This window comes from Curtobacterium sp. S6 (assembly GCF_000710345.2).
Taxonomy (GTDB): domain Bacteria; phylum Actinomycetota; class Actinomycetes; order Actinomycetales; family Micrococcaceae; genus Rothia.
Map to the genome: position 1 here is coordinate 176,141 of NZ_JHEL01000010.1, position 16,045 is coordinate 192,185.

16 protein-coding genes are annotated in these 16,045 nt (G+C 67.1%); 3 read left to right on the forward strand and 13 right to left on the reverse strand.

Annotated elements, in window-relative coordinates; genetic code table 11:
• The first annotated feature begins 20 nt into the window (after positions 1-20).
• Both radA and disA read left to right on the forward strand, forming a co-directional pair.
• Entirely contained in the window at positions 21-1,418 is a 1,398-nt protein-coding gene (gene radA, locus CURSPS6_RS01865; protein WP_030013692.1) for a DNA repair protein RadA, read from the forward strand.
• Positions 1,419-1,460: 42 nt separating this feature from the next.
• Positions 1,461-2,531: a DNA integrity scanning diadenylate cyclase DisA gene (disA, locus tag CURSPS6_RS01870; RefSeq protein WP_035810003.1), complete on the forward strand. Its 1,071-nt coding sequence runs from the start codon at positions 1,461-1,463 to the stop codon at positions 2,529-2,531.
• A gap of 82 nt (positions 2,532-2,613) precedes the next feature.
• Here the strand turns inward: disA and CURSPS6_RS01875 are convergent, their stop codons facing one another.
• Complete coding sequence (locus CURSPS6_RS01875; protein WP_035810005.1) at positions 2,614-3,426, reverse strand: hypothetical protein; 813 nt, start codon at positions 3,424-3,426, stop codon at positions 2,614-2,616.
• Positions 3,427-3,493: 67 nt separating this feature from the next.
• On the opposite strand from CURSPS6_RS01875, the gene CURSPS6_RS01880 reads away from it, so the two are divergent.
• Positions 3,494-4,501: an A/G-specific adenine glycosylase gene (locus tag CURSPS6_RS01880; RefSeq protein ID WP_082469935.1), complete on the forward strand. Its 1,008-nt coding sequence runs from the start codon at positions 3,494-3,496 to the stop codon at positions 4,499-4,501.
• Between the two features lies 1 nt (position 4,502).
• Here the strand turns inward: CURSPS6_RS01880 and CURSPS6_RS01885 are convergent, their stop codons facing one another.
• The 12 genes from CURSPS6_RS01885 to folB all read right to left on the reverse strand — a co-directional run bounded on the left by CURSPS6_RS01885 (position 4,503) and on the right by folB (position 16,022).
• The gene (locus tag CURSPS6_RS01885) at positions 4,503-5,039 is read right to left on the reverse strand and encodes an amino-acid N-acetyltransferase (RefSeq protein ID WP_030013699.1); all 537 of its coding nucleotides are present in this window, start codon (positions 5,037-5,039) and stop codon (positions 4,503-4,505) included.
• A 142-nt stretch (positions 5,040-5,181) separates the two neighbouring features.
• Positions 5,182-7,797, reverse strand: coding sequence for an ATP-dependent Clp protease ATP-binding subunit (locus tag CURSPS6_RS01890; RefSeq protein ID WP_030013702.1), 2,616 nt, complete (start codon positions 7,795-7,797; stop codon positions 5,182-5,184).
• A 201-nt stretch (positions 7,798-7,998) separates the two neighbouring features.
• Positions 7,999-8,343, reverse strand: coding sequence for a histone-like nucleoid-structuring protein Lsr2 (locus CURSPS6_RS01895; RefSeq protein WP_030013703.1), 345 nt, complete (start codon positions 8,341-8,343; stop codon positions 7,999-8,001).
• A 209-nt stretch (positions 8,344-8,552) separates the two neighbouring features.
• Entirely contained in the window at positions 8,553-8,726 is a 174-nt protein-coding gene (locus CURSPS6_RS01900; RefSeq protein ID WP_235503653.1) for a hypothetical protein, read from the reverse strand.
• 81 nt (positions 8,727-8,807) lie between these two features.
• The gene (gene lysS, locus CURSPS6_RS01905; RefSeq protein WP_082469956.1) at positions 8,808-10,256 is read right to left on the reverse strand and encodes a lysine--tRNA ligase; all 1,449 of its coding nucleotides are present in this window, start codon (positions 10,254-10,256) and stop codon (positions 8,808-8,810) included.
• 125 nt (positions 10,257-10,381) lie between these two features.
• On the reverse strand, positions 10,382-11,338 hold the full coding sequence (gene panC / locus CURSPS6_RS01910) for a pantoate--beta-alanine ligase (RefSeq protein ID WP_030013707.1): 957 nt from the start codon (positions 11,336-11,338) through the stop codon (positions 10,382-10,384).
• A gap of 116 nt (positions 11,339-11,454) precedes the next feature.
• On the reverse strand, positions 11,455-12,393 hold the full coding sequence (locus CURSPS6_RS01915) for a Rossmann-like and DUF2520 domain-containing protein (protein ID WP_030013709.1): 939 nt from the start codon (positions 12,391-12,393) through the stop codon (positions 11,455-11,457).
• Positions 12,386-13,975 carry a PH domain-containing protein gene (locus CURSPS6_RS01920; RefSeq protein WP_051687520.1) on the reverse strand — a complete coding sequence of 530 codons (1,590 nt, stop codon included), beginning with the start codon at positions 13,973-13,975 and terminating at the stop codon, positions 12,386-12,388. The genes CURSPS6_RS01915 and CURSPS6_RS01920 overlap by 8 nt, the downstream gene beginning before the upstream one ends.
• On the reverse strand, positions 13,975-14,580 hold the full coding sequence (locus tag CURSPS6_RS01925) for a PH domain-containing protein (protein ID WP_152978026.1): 606 nt from the start codon (positions 14,578-14,580) through the stop codon (positions 13,975-13,977). The genes CURSPS6_RS01920 and CURSPS6_RS01925 overlap by 1 nt, the downstream gene beginning before the upstream one ends.
• Entirely contained in the window at positions 14,558-15,100 is a 543-nt protein-coding gene (locus tag CURSPS6_RS01930) for a DUF3180 domain-containing protein (protein WP_030013716.1), read from the reverse strand. Before CURSPS6_RS01930 ends, CURSPS6_RS01925 begins: the two co-directional genes overlap by 23 nt.
• Positions 15,097-15,609: a 2-amino-4-hydroxy-6-hydroxymethyldihydropteridine diphosphokinase gene (gene folK, locus CURSPS6_RS01935; protein WP_030013717.1), complete on the reverse strand. Its 513-nt coding sequence runs from the start codon at positions 15,607-15,609 to the stop codon at positions 15,097-15,099. The genes CURSPS6_RS01930 and folK overlap by 4 nt, the downstream gene beginning before the upstream one ends.
• Positions 15,606-16,022, reverse strand: coding sequence for a dihydroneopterin aldolase (gene folB, locus CURSPS6_RS01940; RefSeq protein WP_051687522.1), 417 nt, complete (start codon positions 16,020-16,022; stop codon positions 15,606-15,608). The genes folK and folB overlap by 4 nt, the downstream gene beginning before the upstream one ends.
• Positions 16,023-16,045: the final 23 nt, after the last annotated feature.

Consider the following 16,045-nt stretch of genomic DNA (forward strand, 5'->3'; position numbering starts at 1 on the left):
CCGGCCCGTACGATGCTCGTATGAGTCCCGCACGAAAGACCTCTCGCAACGCCAACGCCTATCGATGCCGCGAATGCGGATGGACCACCGCCAAATGGGTGGGCCGCTGCGGCGAATGCCAGCAATGGGGAACCATTGAAGAGGTCGGGGGCCAGTCCGTGGCCCGGACGGCACCCGCGCGCAGCGTCGAGACCCCCGCCCGACCCATCGGCGAGGTCGATGCGTCGCTCGCCCAATTCGCCGGGACCGGAATCGAAGAGTTCGACCGCGTGCTCGGCGGCGGCCTGGTTCCCGGGGCCGTGATCCTCATGGCCGGGGAGCCCGGCGTGGGCAAGTCGACCCTTCTGCTCGACGTCGCCGCGACCTTCGCCCGGGGCTCCTCGGGGAAAGGGCACGACGTCCTCTACGTGACCGGTGAGGAATCCTCGGCCCAGGTCAAGCTCCGCGCCGACCGCATCGGGGCCGTCGCGGACACCCTGTACCTCGCGTCGGAGACCGACCTCGGGACCGCCCTCGCCCAGATCGATGCCGTGGCGCCGAGCCTGCTGATCGTCGACTCGGTCCAGACCCTCGCGAGCGCCGAGATCGAGGGTTCGGCCGGCGGCGTGACCCAGGTCCGGGAGGTCTCGGCCTCCATCACCGCGGAAGCCAAGAAGCGCAACATGACCACCCTGCTCGTGGGGCACGTGACCAAGGAGGGCACGATCGCCGGGCCCCGGCTGCTGGAGCACCTGGTCGACGTCGTCTGCCAATTCGAGGGGGACAAAAACTCCCGTATCCGCATGCTCCGGGCCGTCAAGAACCGCTTCGGCCCCACGGACGAGGTCGGGTGCTTCGACCTCGTCGAGGACGGCATCGCCGGCGTCTCGGACCCGTCGGGCCTGTTCGTCTCCCGCACGGCGCATCCCGTCGCGGGAACCTGCCTCACGGTGACCATGGAGGGCCGGCGGCCCCTCCTGGCGGAGGTCCAGGCGCTCCTGGACGAGTCCGCGACCGCACAGCCCCGGCGCGCCACGGCCGGGCTCGACTCCGCGCGGACGGCCATGCTCCTGGCGGTCCTCCAGCGACGCGCCGGATTCAACGTCGGGAAATTGGACTGTTACCTCTCGACCGTCGGCGGCGTGCGGCTGACCGAGCCGGCCGCGGACCTGGCCACCGTCATGGCCCTCGCCTCGGCCGCGGAAGACCGCCCCCTCCCACGCAAGCTCGCGGTCTTCGGGGAGGTCGGCCTGGCCGGGGAGGTCCGCGCGGTACCGGGCATCCGTCAACGCATCGCGGAGGTTGCCCGCCTCGGCTTCACGCACGTCATGGTCCCGGCATCCCCGGCGGGCGTCGAGGGAACCCCCGAGGGCGTCACGGTCAAAGAGGTCGCCTCCGTGGTGGAGGCCGTGGACACGCTGTTCCCGGGACGATCGTGAGTTCCCGGGCCGGCGCGAGGTTGACGGGTTAGGCTGGAGAACGTGCCTACTACCCGGAAGAACCAGCTCAAAAAGACCCTGGCGCTTCTCGCGCCCGGAACGCAATTGCGCGACGGCCTGGACCGCATCCTCCAGGGCCGCACCGGCGCCCTCATCGTTCTCGGGTCCGACGAGCCCGTCACGACCATCGCCAGCGGCGGTTTCGTGATCGACACCGAATTCTCCGGAACGGGTCTGCGGGAGCTGGCCAAGATGGATGGCGCGATCATCTGCAATAGAGAAGTGACCACGATTCACCGGGCCGGTGTTCAGCTCATGCCCGACCCCGAGATCACGACCACCGAATCGGGCACGCGACACCGCACGGCGGAGCGGGTCGCCAAACAGACCGGGTACCCGGTGATCTCGGTGTCCAAGTCGATGAGCGTCATCACGATCTACGCGGACGGCCAGCGGTACCCTCTGGAGAAGGCCCAGGAGATCATGGCACGGGCCAATCAGGCCATTCAGACCCTGGAGCGGTACACCGTTCGTTTGGAACAGGAACTGTCGAACCTCTCGGCCCTCGAGATCGAATCCGACGTGACCGTCCGCAACGTGGCCCTCACGTTGCAACGCCTCGAACTCGTGCGCCGTATCTCCGAAGAAATCGGAGACAGCGTCGTCGAGCTCGGCGACCAGGGGCGCATGGTCGCGATGCAGCTCGAGGAACTCGTGCTGAATCAGCCGACCACCGAGCTTGTCTTCCGTGACTATCTCCCCCAGGCTCACGACCCCCAGATCATCCGGCGCGCGCAGAAGAGCCTCGCCGAGCTGTCTCCCGTCGAGCTCGCCGACCCCGTCGCGGTCGCGCGGGCCGTGGGCCTCCCGGGCGGGGCGGACCTCGACTACACCCTGCACCCGTGCGGCTACCGTCTGCTCAACGGCGTGAAGTCGATCCCCCGGAGCGTCTCGGAGCGCCTCGTCGCGCGCTTCGACGGCCTCCAGACGCTCATGGCGGCCAACCTCGAGGACCTGCGCAGCGTCGAAGGCATCGGCGAGTACCGCGCACGAAGCATCCGCGAGTCCTTGGCCCGCATGGCCGAGACAAGCCTCCTCGACCGCTTCATGTAGCCCCCGAACGCCAAGAAACCCCCGAGAGGCATCCGCCCTCGGGGGTTTCTGGCGCGATCCGTGCGTGACCGACCGGTCCGTTCTACTGGATCACGATCGCTTGGCGCTGGCTCGGCACACCGTTGACCGACACGGTCAGCCAGTAGTAGCCCGGCTGAACCGGTTGCGCCTCTGCCCCGCAGCCGGTCGTGTTCATGGTGCGGTCCCACGATTGAGTGGTCGTTTCGGTCGCCCCGGCCTGGATGGTGGCCTCCTTGGGCGCGGTGTCGGGGCCGCAATTATTGCTCGAGTACACGTCCGCCGGGCCGGAGGTGATGTCATAGGTGACCTTGGCGGCGCTCAGGTCCATCGTGCAGGGGTTGGCCGCGGTGTTCTTGACGGTCGCCGTCATCACCGGGTTTTCGCCCTGACCAAAGGTTTTCTTGTCCACGGCCGCCTGAACCTCGATGTTCGAGCCGCAGGCCTCGACCTTGGGGGGCTCGCTCGACGTTGGCGCCGGGGCCGCCTCGGCGGAGGATTCGCTCGGGCTCGGGGATTCGGAAGGCTGATCCGACGGCGACGCCGAACCGCTCGCGCTGGCCGACGAGGAGGCCGAGGCCGAACCGCTGGCCGATCCCGAGGCGGACGCGCTTCCCGAGGCGGACTGAGACGGTCGGGCGCTGAAGCTGGCGAAATTGTCGTTCGACGACGCGGAAGAACTCGCCTCTCCCCCGCCCCCGAAGCTCGCGGCGACCTTGCCGACCGCGAACACGATGGCCCATACCAGAAGGATCACCACCAAGAGTGCCAGGATCACCGCGATGATCCGGCGGCGGCGATACACCTCGGGGGATTCGCGCCGATAGCCATCCTCGTGGTGCTCCCCGTCCGGGGTGGGGTCTTCGTACTCAGCCATGTGTCTAAGGCTACTAAAACAATCGCCCAACTCAGGGCACGAAACGAGCCACTACAGTGGTCACGTCATGAATTATTCGACAGCACCGGCCGGGGCGACGGCGAGGGACCGCGATCGCGCCCACGGGACACCCGCGAAGCCCCTCGACAATCCCCCGGGACGGCTCCACGCCGCGGTCATCGACTGGTACTCGACCCACGCGCGCGACCTGCCCTGGAGGTCGCCCGACCGCACGCCGTGGCAGGTCATGGTCAGCGAGTTCATGTTGCAGCAGACCCCGGTGGTCAGGGTCCTCCCCCGGTGGCGGGAATGGATGAGCCGCTGGCCGGAGCCCGCCGACCTCGCCGGGGCCTCGCCCGGTGAGGCCGTCAAGATGTGGGGACGGCTCGGGTACCCTCGCCGGGCGCTTCGCCTGCACGCCGCCGCCGTCGCGATCACCGAGCGCCACCGCGGCCGGGTCCCGGAGGATTACGACGAACTCTTGGCCCTCCCCGGGGTCGGTTCGTACACCGCCGCGGCCATTTCGGTCTTCGCCTTCGAGAACCGCCAGACCGTGATCGACACCAACATCCGCCGGGTGCACGCGCGCGCCGTCGGGGGAAAGGCCCTTCCCTCGAAGTCCCTGACGGCCGCCGAGACGCGCCTGGCCGAAGACCTCATGCCGGCCGACGACGCGGCGGCCGTCGCCTGGAATGCCGCGGTCATGGAGCTCGGTGCCCTGGTCTGCACCGCCCGGTCGCCCGCGTGCGAGCGGTGCCCGATCGTCGACGACTGCGCGTGGGTCGCCGCGGGCCGCCCGGAGCCCGAGTACGTGCCCCGCGGGCAGGCGTGGAAGGGGACCGACCGTCAGGCCCGCGGGGCCATCATGGCCGTCCTGCGCGAGGCCGAGGGCCCCGTCCCCCGGGAATCGCTCGTGGGCCAGGCCCCTGCGACGGGGACTGAACACGGCTCGCCGATGCACGCGCTGCGGATGCTCGGTGCGGACCGGGAACAGCTGACGCGGTGCCTCGACGGGCTGATCCGCGACGGCCTGGCCCGTGAAGAGCGAAACGGCGGGATCGCGCTTCCCCACTAACCTAGCGAGGCTCTGGGGCTCCCAGCGCCCTGATCATGCGGGTATTCCCGAGGGTATTGGGTTTGACCCGGGCGAGGTCGAGGAATTCCGCCACACCCTGATCCGGTGAGCGCAGCAATTCGGCGAAAACCTCCGGGTCCAAGGTTTCCTGGTGGGTCATGACCTCGAAGCCCATGCGTCGGAAGAAGTCGACCTCGAAGGTCAGGCAAAACACGCGGGAAACCCCGATCGTGCGGGCGCGTTCGATCAAGGCTTCGACGAGCATCCGCCCGATGCCTCGCCCCCGGGCTTCTTCGCTCGCGGCCAGCGTGCGGACCTCGCCCAGATCCTCCCACAGGATGTGGAGGGCGCCGCAGCCCAGAAGGCGGGCGTCCCCGGCGTCGTCGCGCTCCTCGACCACCAGGAACTCTTGGATGGCCTCGAAATAGTCCACCGCTTCCTTGGCGATGAGCGCCCCGGTGTCAACGTACGGCTGCACGAGCCGGCGGATCCCGGCGACGTCGGATGTTTGGGCAGGTCGCAGCGTGAGGGTCGTCATGGGCGTCGAGTTTACGCCCACGGCAGGCCCGCAGGAGAACATGTCTCCTATGAGTCGGCCCGTGCGAGGGTTAACGGCATCGGGGCCGACCCTCGCAAGGGTCGGCCCCGATATGGCCGGTTCGTCGGTCCGGTGCGACGCGCTAGGCGGTCGCCGAGCCGGCGGCACCGCCGCTGCCGTTACCGCCTTCGTAGCGGGGCGGCGTCGACGGGCGGGACACCTGCTGGGTGTCCGGGTTCGAGTCGGTCGACGAAGCGTCGCCGTAGTCGAATCCGTCGTCGGACAGCTCGGACATCTTCTGCGAGGAGAAGACGAACTTGCCGTCCTCGCCTTCGCCCTCGACGTCCACGGTGATCTTCTCGCCGGCGTTGATCTCGCCGTAGAGGATCTTCTCCGAGAGCTGGTCCTCGATCTCGCGCTGCATCGTGCGGCGCAAGGGCCGTGCACCCATCGAGGGGTCGTAACCGCGTTCCCCGATGAGCTTCTTGGCGGCGTCGGTCAGCTCGATGGACATGTCCTTCTCGCGCAGGCGCTCGGCCAGGCGGGCCACGAACAGGTCCACGATCTGGATGATCTCCTTCTCCGAGAGCTGCGGGAAGACGATGATGTCGTCCACGCGGTTCAGGAACTCGGGGCGGAAGTGCTCCTTGAGCTCCTCCTGGACCTTGGCCTGCATGCGCTCGTAGTTGGTCGTCGGGTCCTCGTGGGACTGGAATCCCACGGGCACCCGGCGGGAGATGTCCTTGGTACCGAGGTTGGTCGTCATGATGATGACCGTGTTCTTGAAGTCCACGACGCGGCCCTGCGAGTCCGTCAGACGGCCGTCCTCGAGGATCTGCAGCAGGGAGTTGAACAGGTCCGCGTGGGCCTTCTCGACCTCGTCGAAGAGGACCACGGAGAAGGGCTTGCGGCGGACCTTTTCGGTCAGCTGGCCGCCCTCTTCGTAGCCGACGTATCCGGGAGGCGCACCGAACAGCCGGGAGACCGTGTGCTTCTCCTGGTACTCGGACATGTCCAGGGTGATCAGCGAGTCGTCGTCGCCGAAGAGGAACTCCGCCAGGGCCTTGGCCAACTCGGTCTTGCCGACGCCGGTGGGGCCGGCGAAGATGAACGAGCCGCCGGGACGGCGAGGATCCTTGAGGCCGGCACGCGTGCGTCGGATCGAGCGGGACAGGGCCTTAATGGCGTTGTCCTGACCGATGACACGGCGGTGCAGCTCTTCCTCCATGTTGAGCAGGCGACCGGATTCCTCATCCGTGAGCTTGTAGACGGGAACGCCCGTGGCCGCGGCGAGAACCTCGGCGATGACGTCGGAGGTGACCTCGCCCATGGCGGAGTCGCTCTCCTTCCACTGCTCTTCCTGCTCGTCCTTCTCCGCGATGAGCTTCTGCTCCTTGTCGCGCAGGGACGCGGCCTTCTCGAAGTCCTGGCCGTCGATCGCGGACTCCTTTTGGGAGCGGAGCTTGGCGATGCGCTCCTCCAGGTCCTTGATCTCCGGGGGCGCGGTCAGGCGCTTGATGCGCAGACGCGCGCCGGCCTCGTCGATCATGTCGATGGCCTTATCCGGCAGGAAGCGATCCGAAATGTACCGGGCCGACATGCTGACGGCGGATTCCAGGGCTTCGTCCGAGATGGTCACGCGGTGGTGAGCCTCGTACTTGTCGCGCAGGCCCTTGAGGATCTCGACGGAGTGCGCCTGCGAAGGCTCATCCACCTGGATCGGCTGGAAGCGACGCTCCAGGGCGGCGTCCTTCTCGATGTGCTTGCGGTACTCGTCGAGGGTCGTCGCGCCGATGGTCTGCAACTCGCCTCGAGCCAGCATGGGCTTGAGGATCGAGGCGGCGTCGATCGCGCCTTCCGCGGCACCGGCTCCGACGAGGGTGTGGATCTCGTCGATGAACAGGATGATGTCCCCGCGGGTGCGGATCTCCTTGAGAACCTTCTTGAGGCGCTCTTCGAAGTCACCGCGGTAGCGAGAACCGGCCACGAGGGAGCCGAGGTCCAGCGTGTACAGGTGCTTATCCTTCAGGGTCTCGGGAACATCGCCCCGAACGATCGCCTGCGCGAGCCCCTCGACGACGGCCGTCTTGCCGACGCCGGGCTCACCGATGAGCACCGGGTTGTTCTTGGTGCGGCGGGAGAGGACCTGCATGACCCTCTCCATCTCCTTGTAGCGGCCGATGACCGGGTCCAGCTTGCTCTCGCGGGCCTGAGCGGTCAGGTTGGTGCCGAACTGGTCCAGCACCGCCGAACCGGCCGGGGTGCCGTCCTTGCCGCCGGCGCCGACGCCCGCGGTCTCCTTGGAGTCGCCCGAGCCGCCCTGGTAACCGGAGATCATGTCGATCACGGTCTGCCGGACCCGCGAAGGCTCGGCGCCGAGCTTCGACAGGACCTGCGAGGCGACGCCTTCGCCGGCCCGGATGAGGCCGAGCAGGATGTGCTCGGTTCCGATGTAGTTGTGTCCGAGCTGCAATGCCTCGCGCAGCGATAGCTCGAGGACCTTCTTGGCCCGCGGCGTGAACGGGATGTGCCCGCTCGGCGCCTGCTGGCCCGGTCCGATGATGTCCTGCACCTGCTCCCGGACGGAGGAAAGGGTCACGCCCATGGATTCCAACGCCTTGGCGGCGATGCCTTCGCCCTCATGGATCAGACCCAGCAACAGGTGCTCTGTGCCGATGTAGTTGTGGTTGAGCATGCGGGCTTCTTCCTGAGCCAGCACCACAACACGCCGTGCGCGGTCCGTAAACCGTTCAAACATAGGTGGTCTCCTTGTACGTCTTTGTTTCGATGCTACGCAGAGAAAATCGCTGATCATCAGCTGTTCGCCAGCGGCGAGACGCAATAAAGCTCAGGGCGGAAAATGCGTGAACATTTCCGCCCTGAGCTGGAAAAACTACCCTCCCGCGACGTCCCGGGCCGTGCCGGTGAATCTCAAAAGGGGGTATTCGGCGATGCCGACCTAGGAGTCCTTCTTGCGCGCCGCGTAGTAGGCGTCCTGGATCTCCTGGTGGATGCGTCCGCGGTCGGAAACGTTGTAACCGTTCTCCTTGGCCCACTTGCGGATCAGGGCGGTCTCCGGGTTGCGGACCTGGCCCGTCCCCTTATTCGCGGTGCGGTTGGAGTTGCGGGACTGGACCCGACGAGCCTTGGCGGCGTACGGACGGATCGCGTCCCGCAGTTTCGCGGCGTTCTCCGAGGTCAGGTCGATCTCAAACTGGCCACCGTCCAAGCCGAAGCGAACGGTCTCGTCAGCGGCGCCACCCTCGAGGTCGTCCTCCAGAATGATCTTTACTTTCTGAGCCATGAATGTCTCCTCAATCCTTGTCAGCACTGGTCGGCGCGGATTTGCGTTCTCGACCTCAAAACGATTAGCGAAGCGAGGATCCCCGAACCCGTCTCGCGATACTAAAGTCAATGCGACTTAATGTCCGTCTTGAGAGACAGGTTAGCAATCATTAGCGAAAAATTACAGCCGATTAGTGCCGTATTCCCAATGTTCTTCCTGGGAATAACTTATGAATCCTTGTCAGCGCGGGGTCGAAAAATCTCGCCGTCGCCTTCCCGGCGCTTGATGTCCTCGTACCAGCGCCGCGCGTCGTCCTCGGAGGCCGCGCGCGCCTTGCGCTCGGCGCTGTCCGCGCGGAACGCCCAGCGCATCAAGAGGTAGAAGAGTGCACCGATCGCCACAGACGGCAGTAAAACGGCCACATATTCCATGGCTAGACCTTCTCTCCGGGCCCGGCGGCCCGATCATCGAACGACCCGAAATTATTCGGGTTTCATCAGGGGAAACAAAATCGTTTCCCTGATCCCCAATCCAGTGAACAACATGATCAAGCGATCAATTCCCAGGCCGAATCCGCCCATCGGCGGGGCGGCGTACTCCAGGGCCCGCAGAAAGTCTTCGTCCAGTTGCATGGCTTCCTCGTCGCCGCCGGCGGCCAGGCGGGACTGTTCGGTCAGGCGCTCCCGCTGGATCACCGGATCGATCAGTTCGGAGAAGGCGGTGCCACGTTCCATGCCGCCGATGATGAGGTCCCAGGCCTCGATGACGCCGGGCTTGCTCCGGTGCGGGCGCGCGAGCGGCTGAGCCGACGGCGGGTAATCGCACACGAAGGTGGGGTTGATCAGGGTCGGCTCCACGAATTCCTCGAAGAGCTCCATGACCAGCTTCTCGGCGTCCCACGCCGGGTCCACGGAAACGCCGCGCTCGGCCGCGATCTCGCGCAGCGTCGACGCCGGGGTCTCCGGGGTGATCTCCTGGCCCACGGCCTCCGAGAGGCCCGGATACACGCCCAGCCAGGCCCACTCCCCCGTCAGGTCCACCGTGCCGTTCTCGGTCTCGATCTGGTGGATTCCCACGGCATCCGCACAGGCCAAGATGATCCGCTGGATCAGATCGGCCATCGTGTACTGATCGCCGTAGGCTTGGTAGGCCTCGATCGTCGTGAACTCCGGGCTGTGGGTTGAGTCCACGCCCTCGTTGCGGAAGACGCGACCGATCTCGAAGACCCTGTCGATGCCGCCGACCACGGCGCGCTTGAGGTACAGCTCCGTCGCGATGCGCAGCGTCATGTCCTGGTCAAACGCGTTCAGGTGCGTCGCGAACGGACGAGCCGTCGCTCCGCCGTGCACGAGCTGCAGCATGGGGGTCTCGATCTCGACGTAGTCGTCGTCGTTCATGACCTGGCGAACCGTGTTGATGATCTTGGCCCGCTTGCGCACGATCTCCTGCGCCTCGGGGCGAACCATGAGGTCCAGATACCGCTGACGGATCCGGGTCTCCTCGTTAAGGTCCTTGTGCAGGGTGGGCATCGGGCGTAGCGACTTGGAGGCCATGCTCCAGTCGTCGACCATGACCGAGAGCTCTCCTCGTCGGGAGCTGATGACCTCGCCGTGCACGAAGACGTGGTCACCCAGATCCACGAGGCCCTTCCAGTCGTCCAGGTTCTCCTGCCCGGCCTTGGCCAAAGAGATCATGGCCTGCAAGCGCGTACCGTCGCCCGCTTGGAGGCTCGCGAAGCACAGCTTGCCGGTGTTGCGCATGAAGACCACGCGCCCGGCGACGCCGACGACGTCCCCGGTCTCGTCTCCGGCCTCAAGATGCTCGTACTGCTCCCGAATGGACTGAATGGTCCGGGTCACGGGCACGCCGACGGGGTAGGACTCGCGACCGCGCTTGATCAGCTCCGCACGCTTATCCATGCGGATCTGCATCTGCTCGCTCACCTCCACGGAGGTGGCGTCGTGCTGGGGCTGAGGGGACGTCGAATCTGAGGTAGTCACGGTCTTTAGCCTATCGTCGGGTAGCCGGGGAGGAAGAGTGCGGGTCAGGCGGTCGCCTAGATGACGTCCATGTTGTCCAACAGCCGGGTCCCGCCGACCCGGATGGCCGCCAACGCGGTCGCGCGTTCAGAGCCCTCGGTCGGCGCGGCAAAGGTCAGGGGATCCACGATCTCAAGGTACTCCAGCTCGACGCCGTCTCGCTCAGAGATGCGTTCCCTCGCGGCGTCCACGTCGATGCCCGCGTACCCCCGGGAGAGGCCCTCCTCGCGCAGCAGCGCGAGGGTGCGGGAGAGAACCAGCGCGGCGCGGCGCTCTTCTGGGGAGAGGTAGGCGTTGCGGGAGGACAAGGCGAGACCGTCGTCGTCGCGAACGATCGCGACGGGGCAGACCGTGATCGGGATGTTGAAGTCGGCGACCATGCGCTGCACGAGGGCCACCTGCTGGGCGTCCTTCTGGCCGAAATAGGCGCGGGCGCGGTGCGTTCCGGCCGCGGAGACCACGACGTTGAAGAGCTTGTTGACCACGGTCAACACGCCGTCGAAGTGTCCCGGACGGGCCGCGCCCTCGAACATGGTGCCCAATTCCCCGGAGCTGACCCGCACGAGCGGCTCCCCACCGGGGTACATGGCCTCGAGCGAGGGGGCGAAAGCGATGTCCACGCCGTACTCACGCAGCAGCTGGAGGTCCTTCTCTTCGGTGCGAGGATATTTGTCGTAGTCCTCGTCCGGCCCGAATTGCAGGGGGTTCACGAACAACGAGACCGCCACGACGTCGTTCTGCTCGCGCGCGCGGCGGATGAGGGTTGCGTGACCGTCGTGCAGGGCGCCCATCGTGGGCACGAGGCCCATGGTCGCGACGCGGGGCTTGCCCGGCTCGCCCTCGGGGTCGACCCCCTCGTGGGCGATACGCTCCGACTCCTCCGCGTGGATGCGAGCCTCTGCTTCGCCCATGCGTTGGCTGATCTGAGCGAAAAATTCTTCCAGGGTGCGAGCAACAAAGAGCTCACCCGTCATAGTCGTCCTTCCTTCACCGGTACCAAAGTCACGCCGACCGCTCTGGCCGGCCCGGTGTTGAGAGGCCGGCGCGCAGAGAACTACCTCGCCCGATGCGTGAACGGCCGCCATAGAGTTTACTGATCTGGATCGCCGCTTTCACGTCGAGGCCCCTCATCGAGAGCCAAAGCACGAAGAATTCCTCGAAATGACTCATCGGAAAGGACCCCGCGACGATGCGCGCGCTCGGCGCTGGCACGGGCCAACCCGAGATACGCGGCGCCAATATCGGGGGCGTCCTCCTCGGTGGCAAAGCCTTGCAGGATGTCCCGGTGCGAGACGACCGTGCCGACGTCCCCCCGGACCACCGGACCCGTCAGGGCGGCGTCCCCGGAGGCCAGGGCGTTATCGACGCTGGCCCGCACCAGCGGACCGAGCATCTCCCCGGGTTTGTCCACACCGATGCTCTCCAAGATCTGCGAGGCCTGCCCGATCAGGGTCACGGTGTGGTTCGACGCGTGGGCCAGGGCCGCGTGGTACAGCGGACGATCTCCCTCCGCGATCACCACGGGCTCCCCGCCCATCTCCACCACCAGGGCCTGAGCGATCGGCAGGAAGGCCGCCCCGGCGGTCACGCCGAAGGACGCCGTCCGCAGGCGCGTCAGGTCGAGGGACAGGCCCGTGAACGTCATCGCGGGATGGATCGCCAAGCCCACGGTGCCCGCTTCACGCCCCGGCTCCAGGACGTCGGTTCCGTAGCGACCCGAGGTGTGCACCAGGATCTGGCCCGCCGTGAAATGGCCGCCGCTGGCCAGGCCGGAGACGAGAGGGCCCAGCTCGTCGTCGGGCACCGCAAACAGGACGACCTCGCTGCGCTCGACGATCTCCGGGATCTGCAGGATCGGCACGTCGGGCAGGAGCGCCTCGGCCCTCGTGCGCGATGCCTCGGATAGGGCGTGGACCCCGACGATCGCGTGGCCCGCGGCCCGCAACGCGGCCCCCAGCACGGCACCGACGCGTCCCGCGCCTATGATGCCGATCCCCAGCCGGCCTGGGCGGCGGGATGCTTCAGTCATGGTGTCTTCCTATTTCGATCGGGTCGTGGGATTCGATGGGCGTCGCGGTGGTGCTCGGCCCCGCCGCGTCGATCCGCCGGGCGAAGGAGGCGCGCCGGGCCTGGTCCCGAACCAGCGTCCGGGCGTCGTCCAACGCGAGATGTTTGACCGTGGTCTGCACGCTCCCGCCGACGGAGTCCAAGCGAACATCCGCCAGTCCGAGCCGACGCGTGAGGGGGCCATCGGAGATCGCGGCCGACTGCGTCCTGGCGTGCGGCACGATCGACAACCTACGGTCAAGCCATCCGCCGCGCAGAAGAATCAGGTCCGCGGTGTTGGCATAACCGTTGCGGCGTTGGGCGAACGGGTCCAACCACCGAGAACGCCGGGGAGCGATGACGAATCCGTGGCCATCGCCGCGGCCCTCCAGCGCCGCCCGAAGCGTCTGGCCGGAGACCCCGCCGTCCTGGGGCGAGGGGATCACGTGCGTTATGAGGTCGAACAGATCTTGACCCGACCCCGCCGGAAGCAGAACGTGGCGCGAGTCTTCGCCCGCGTCCGTGCCCAGCCCCGCCGAATTGATCCGAACACGAAACCAGCCCGGAATGCGCCACAGCCACGGCTGATCGATGCCGACCGCCTGGATCCTTCCGAGCGGGATGCTCTGGGCCGACGTCGAGGTCAGCCCGTGCCGCACCCGGAAACCCTCGCCGTGACGGGAGATCCGGAAATTCGCGCCCTCGTTAATCCCCGACCAGATGAGACTTCCGAAACCCAGGAGGGTCGGGACGAAGGACACCAGGCCGACGCCCGGGAGAAAGACCGTCATGATCCCGGCCCCCAACAACACGACGACGAACCAGAGGCCCACTCCGGACATCAACGTCGCGCCGACGGCCCGGCCGACGGACATCCGCGCGATCTCGGTATCGGCCGACGGCGCACCGGGCCGGTCCGTCGACGGATCCGGGGTCGCGTCGCGGGGCGTCGGGGCGGCCGTCGATGCCTCCGCGACGGAGGCCTCGGGGCCCCACGGCGCGGGCTCGTTCGTGGACGAGGCCTCCCGTTGGATCTCGCGCTTGCGACCGAGCAAGCGGGCGCGCAGGTCTTCGGCGTCGGCCTTCCGCAGGTATTGCAGGTGAAGCGTCGAGTCGCCCGAGTCGGCGACGTCGAAGCGCAACTCGGCGAGGCCGATCAACCGGGCAAAGAACGGCTGGGTGACCTCGATGCTCTGCACCCGGTCCAGGCGCGCCTGTTTATCGGTTCGGAAAATGACGCCTTGACGCAGGCGGACGGTGCCGTCCGTGATGGTGTATCGGGTGAACCACCAGCTCCAGAAGAGAATCCCGATCACGACCAGCACGACCGCGATGAGGCCGAGCCAGGCGAGGAGGCTCAGGGATGCAACCATGCGCCCCACGCCGTCTTGAAGCACGTGGGCGTCGTCGCCGCCTTCCAGGGAGTCTTCGAGGAAGTGCCGACCGAAGGTGAAGATCAGCACCACGATGGCGATCCAGAAGCGCGCCAGCGGGCTCAGCGGATGGACCCGCTCCCACGTCGAGGTGTCCGGGTGCGGGCTGTCGGTTCGGGTCGGCTCGCTCATCAGAGCCCCGCGAGACGATCGTCGCCGCGCTGGGACAGGTCCTCCCGGAGCCGCGCGGCGTCTTCGGCGCTGATGCCCAAGATCTTGGCGTCCGTGGAGGACGAGGCCGTGTGCAGCTCGACCTTCGCCAGGCCGAACATCCGGTCGATCGGTCCCACGGAGACCTCGACGAACTGCAGGCGCCCGTACGGGATCGCGTTGACCTTATGCCACATGACGCCGTGACGAACCAGCAGGTCCTCCTCGCGCTCCGCGTAGCCGCGGGCGCGGCATCGGCGGGGCGCCAAGAAGAGATTGACGACGGTGATCACCACGGACGCCGCCGGGACCAGGATGGACACCAACAGCCAGGGCAGGGGCCAGTCCCACACCCCCGAGAGCACCAGGATCAACGGGATGCACAGCAACGCCGAGAGGATGACGCCGGTCAGGGCCTCGTACAGCAGGTGCGCCTTGAGGAAACGGCGATCGGGGCGGGTCCAGTCGGTGTTCCACACGTCGAGCCGGCCGAGCCGGGCCTCGAAACGCGGGCTCCCCGGGCCCAGCCGGGGTCGTCGGGAGGCAGCGGGGTCCCCGGACATGTCAACGGCCTCTGTTTCGGGCATAACCACCTTCTCCCTCGGGAAATTCGTTGCGGCGCGGTCGGCGTTCGGCGGCATCGCCGGAGTCCTTCGGATCCTCGGGACCTTCCGGCGGCCTCTTGCACCAGGTTTCGGCCACGCAACCGGCAATACACACTCCCACGCCAACCCCGACGTTTGCCAATGTCAGGAAGAGATTTTCGGTTCCCGACCGAAACCTCAGGAGAGACAGGTCGTACAGCAGGACGCCGCCGGCCCACCCGAAGAGGATCGCGCCGTAGACCGCACAGGTCTGCGCCAGAACCGCGATCCGCGAGGCGAAGACCGCGTTGATGGGCCGTCGCCGCGGATCCTTGATATACGCCCTCACGCGCCACGCGAGCACCAGACACACGACGGCCAGCAGGGTGCTGAGCGCCAGGGTGGGCCACGGAACCGTGAAGACCACGCGCCGCAGGTCCGGCCACAGGCCGCTGACGACGCCGCCCGCGGCAAGGGCCACGGCCGCGATCAGAGCGAGCCAACGGTACCGGAGGGGTTTCACGGGCCGACCTCGCCGGTCGCTTCGTCGAGATACCCGCGGATGCCGTCGCGGTCCGCCGCACGCGAGGCGAGCACGGCGACGGACCTGCCATCGAGTTCGGCGCCCGGGTCCATACGGGCCCACGGCGCCAGCACAAAGGCCCGCTCGGCGGCCCGGGGATGCGGAAGGGACAGCTCGGGCTCGTCCATGAAGAGATCCCCGAAGGTCACGATGTCGACGTCGAGGGTCCGCGGCCCCCAGCGCACGGTCCTGACGCGGTGGAATTCCTCTTCGAGGTGCTGCGCAAACCGCAACAGGGAGAAGGGGCTCAGATCGGTGTGGATCCTGACGATCTGGTTCAGAAAGTCGGGCTGGCCCGCGGGTCCGCCCACGGCGGCGGTCACCGCGATCGGCGAGACCGCCTGAAGCGTGATCTTCTCGTGCTCCTCGAGAGCGGCCACGGCCCGCGCGAGGGTGTCACGAGACTCGCCCAGATTGGAGCCGAGAGCGATGACGGATTCGACGCTCATGTGTTCTCCCGGTAAATGGTCAGGGCGACGTCCGCGAACGTGACCTCGATGGGGGCCTTCGGCTTATGCACCGTGATCTCGACCGCCGGTACACCGAACCGGTCGAAGATGTTCCGCACGATGCGTTCGGCCAGGGTCTCGATGAGGTTCACCGGATCGCCGACGATGGCTTCCTTGACGGTCTCGGCCACGGCCCCGTAGTTGATGGTGTCGTTGAGGTCGTCGCTCGCGCCCGCGGCCGCGCAGTCGGAGAAAAGGGTCACATCCACGAAGAACGGCTGGCCGACCCGGCGCTCGTTGTCGAAAACACCGTGGTATCCCACGGCTCCGATGCCGGTGACCGAAATCTGGTCGCGTCGGTCCGTGGCAAGGCGGGGCAACGTTGTCGTCACCGCGTCGAGGTTCTCCGTCATGTGCTGGCCTTCCTCATCAGGTG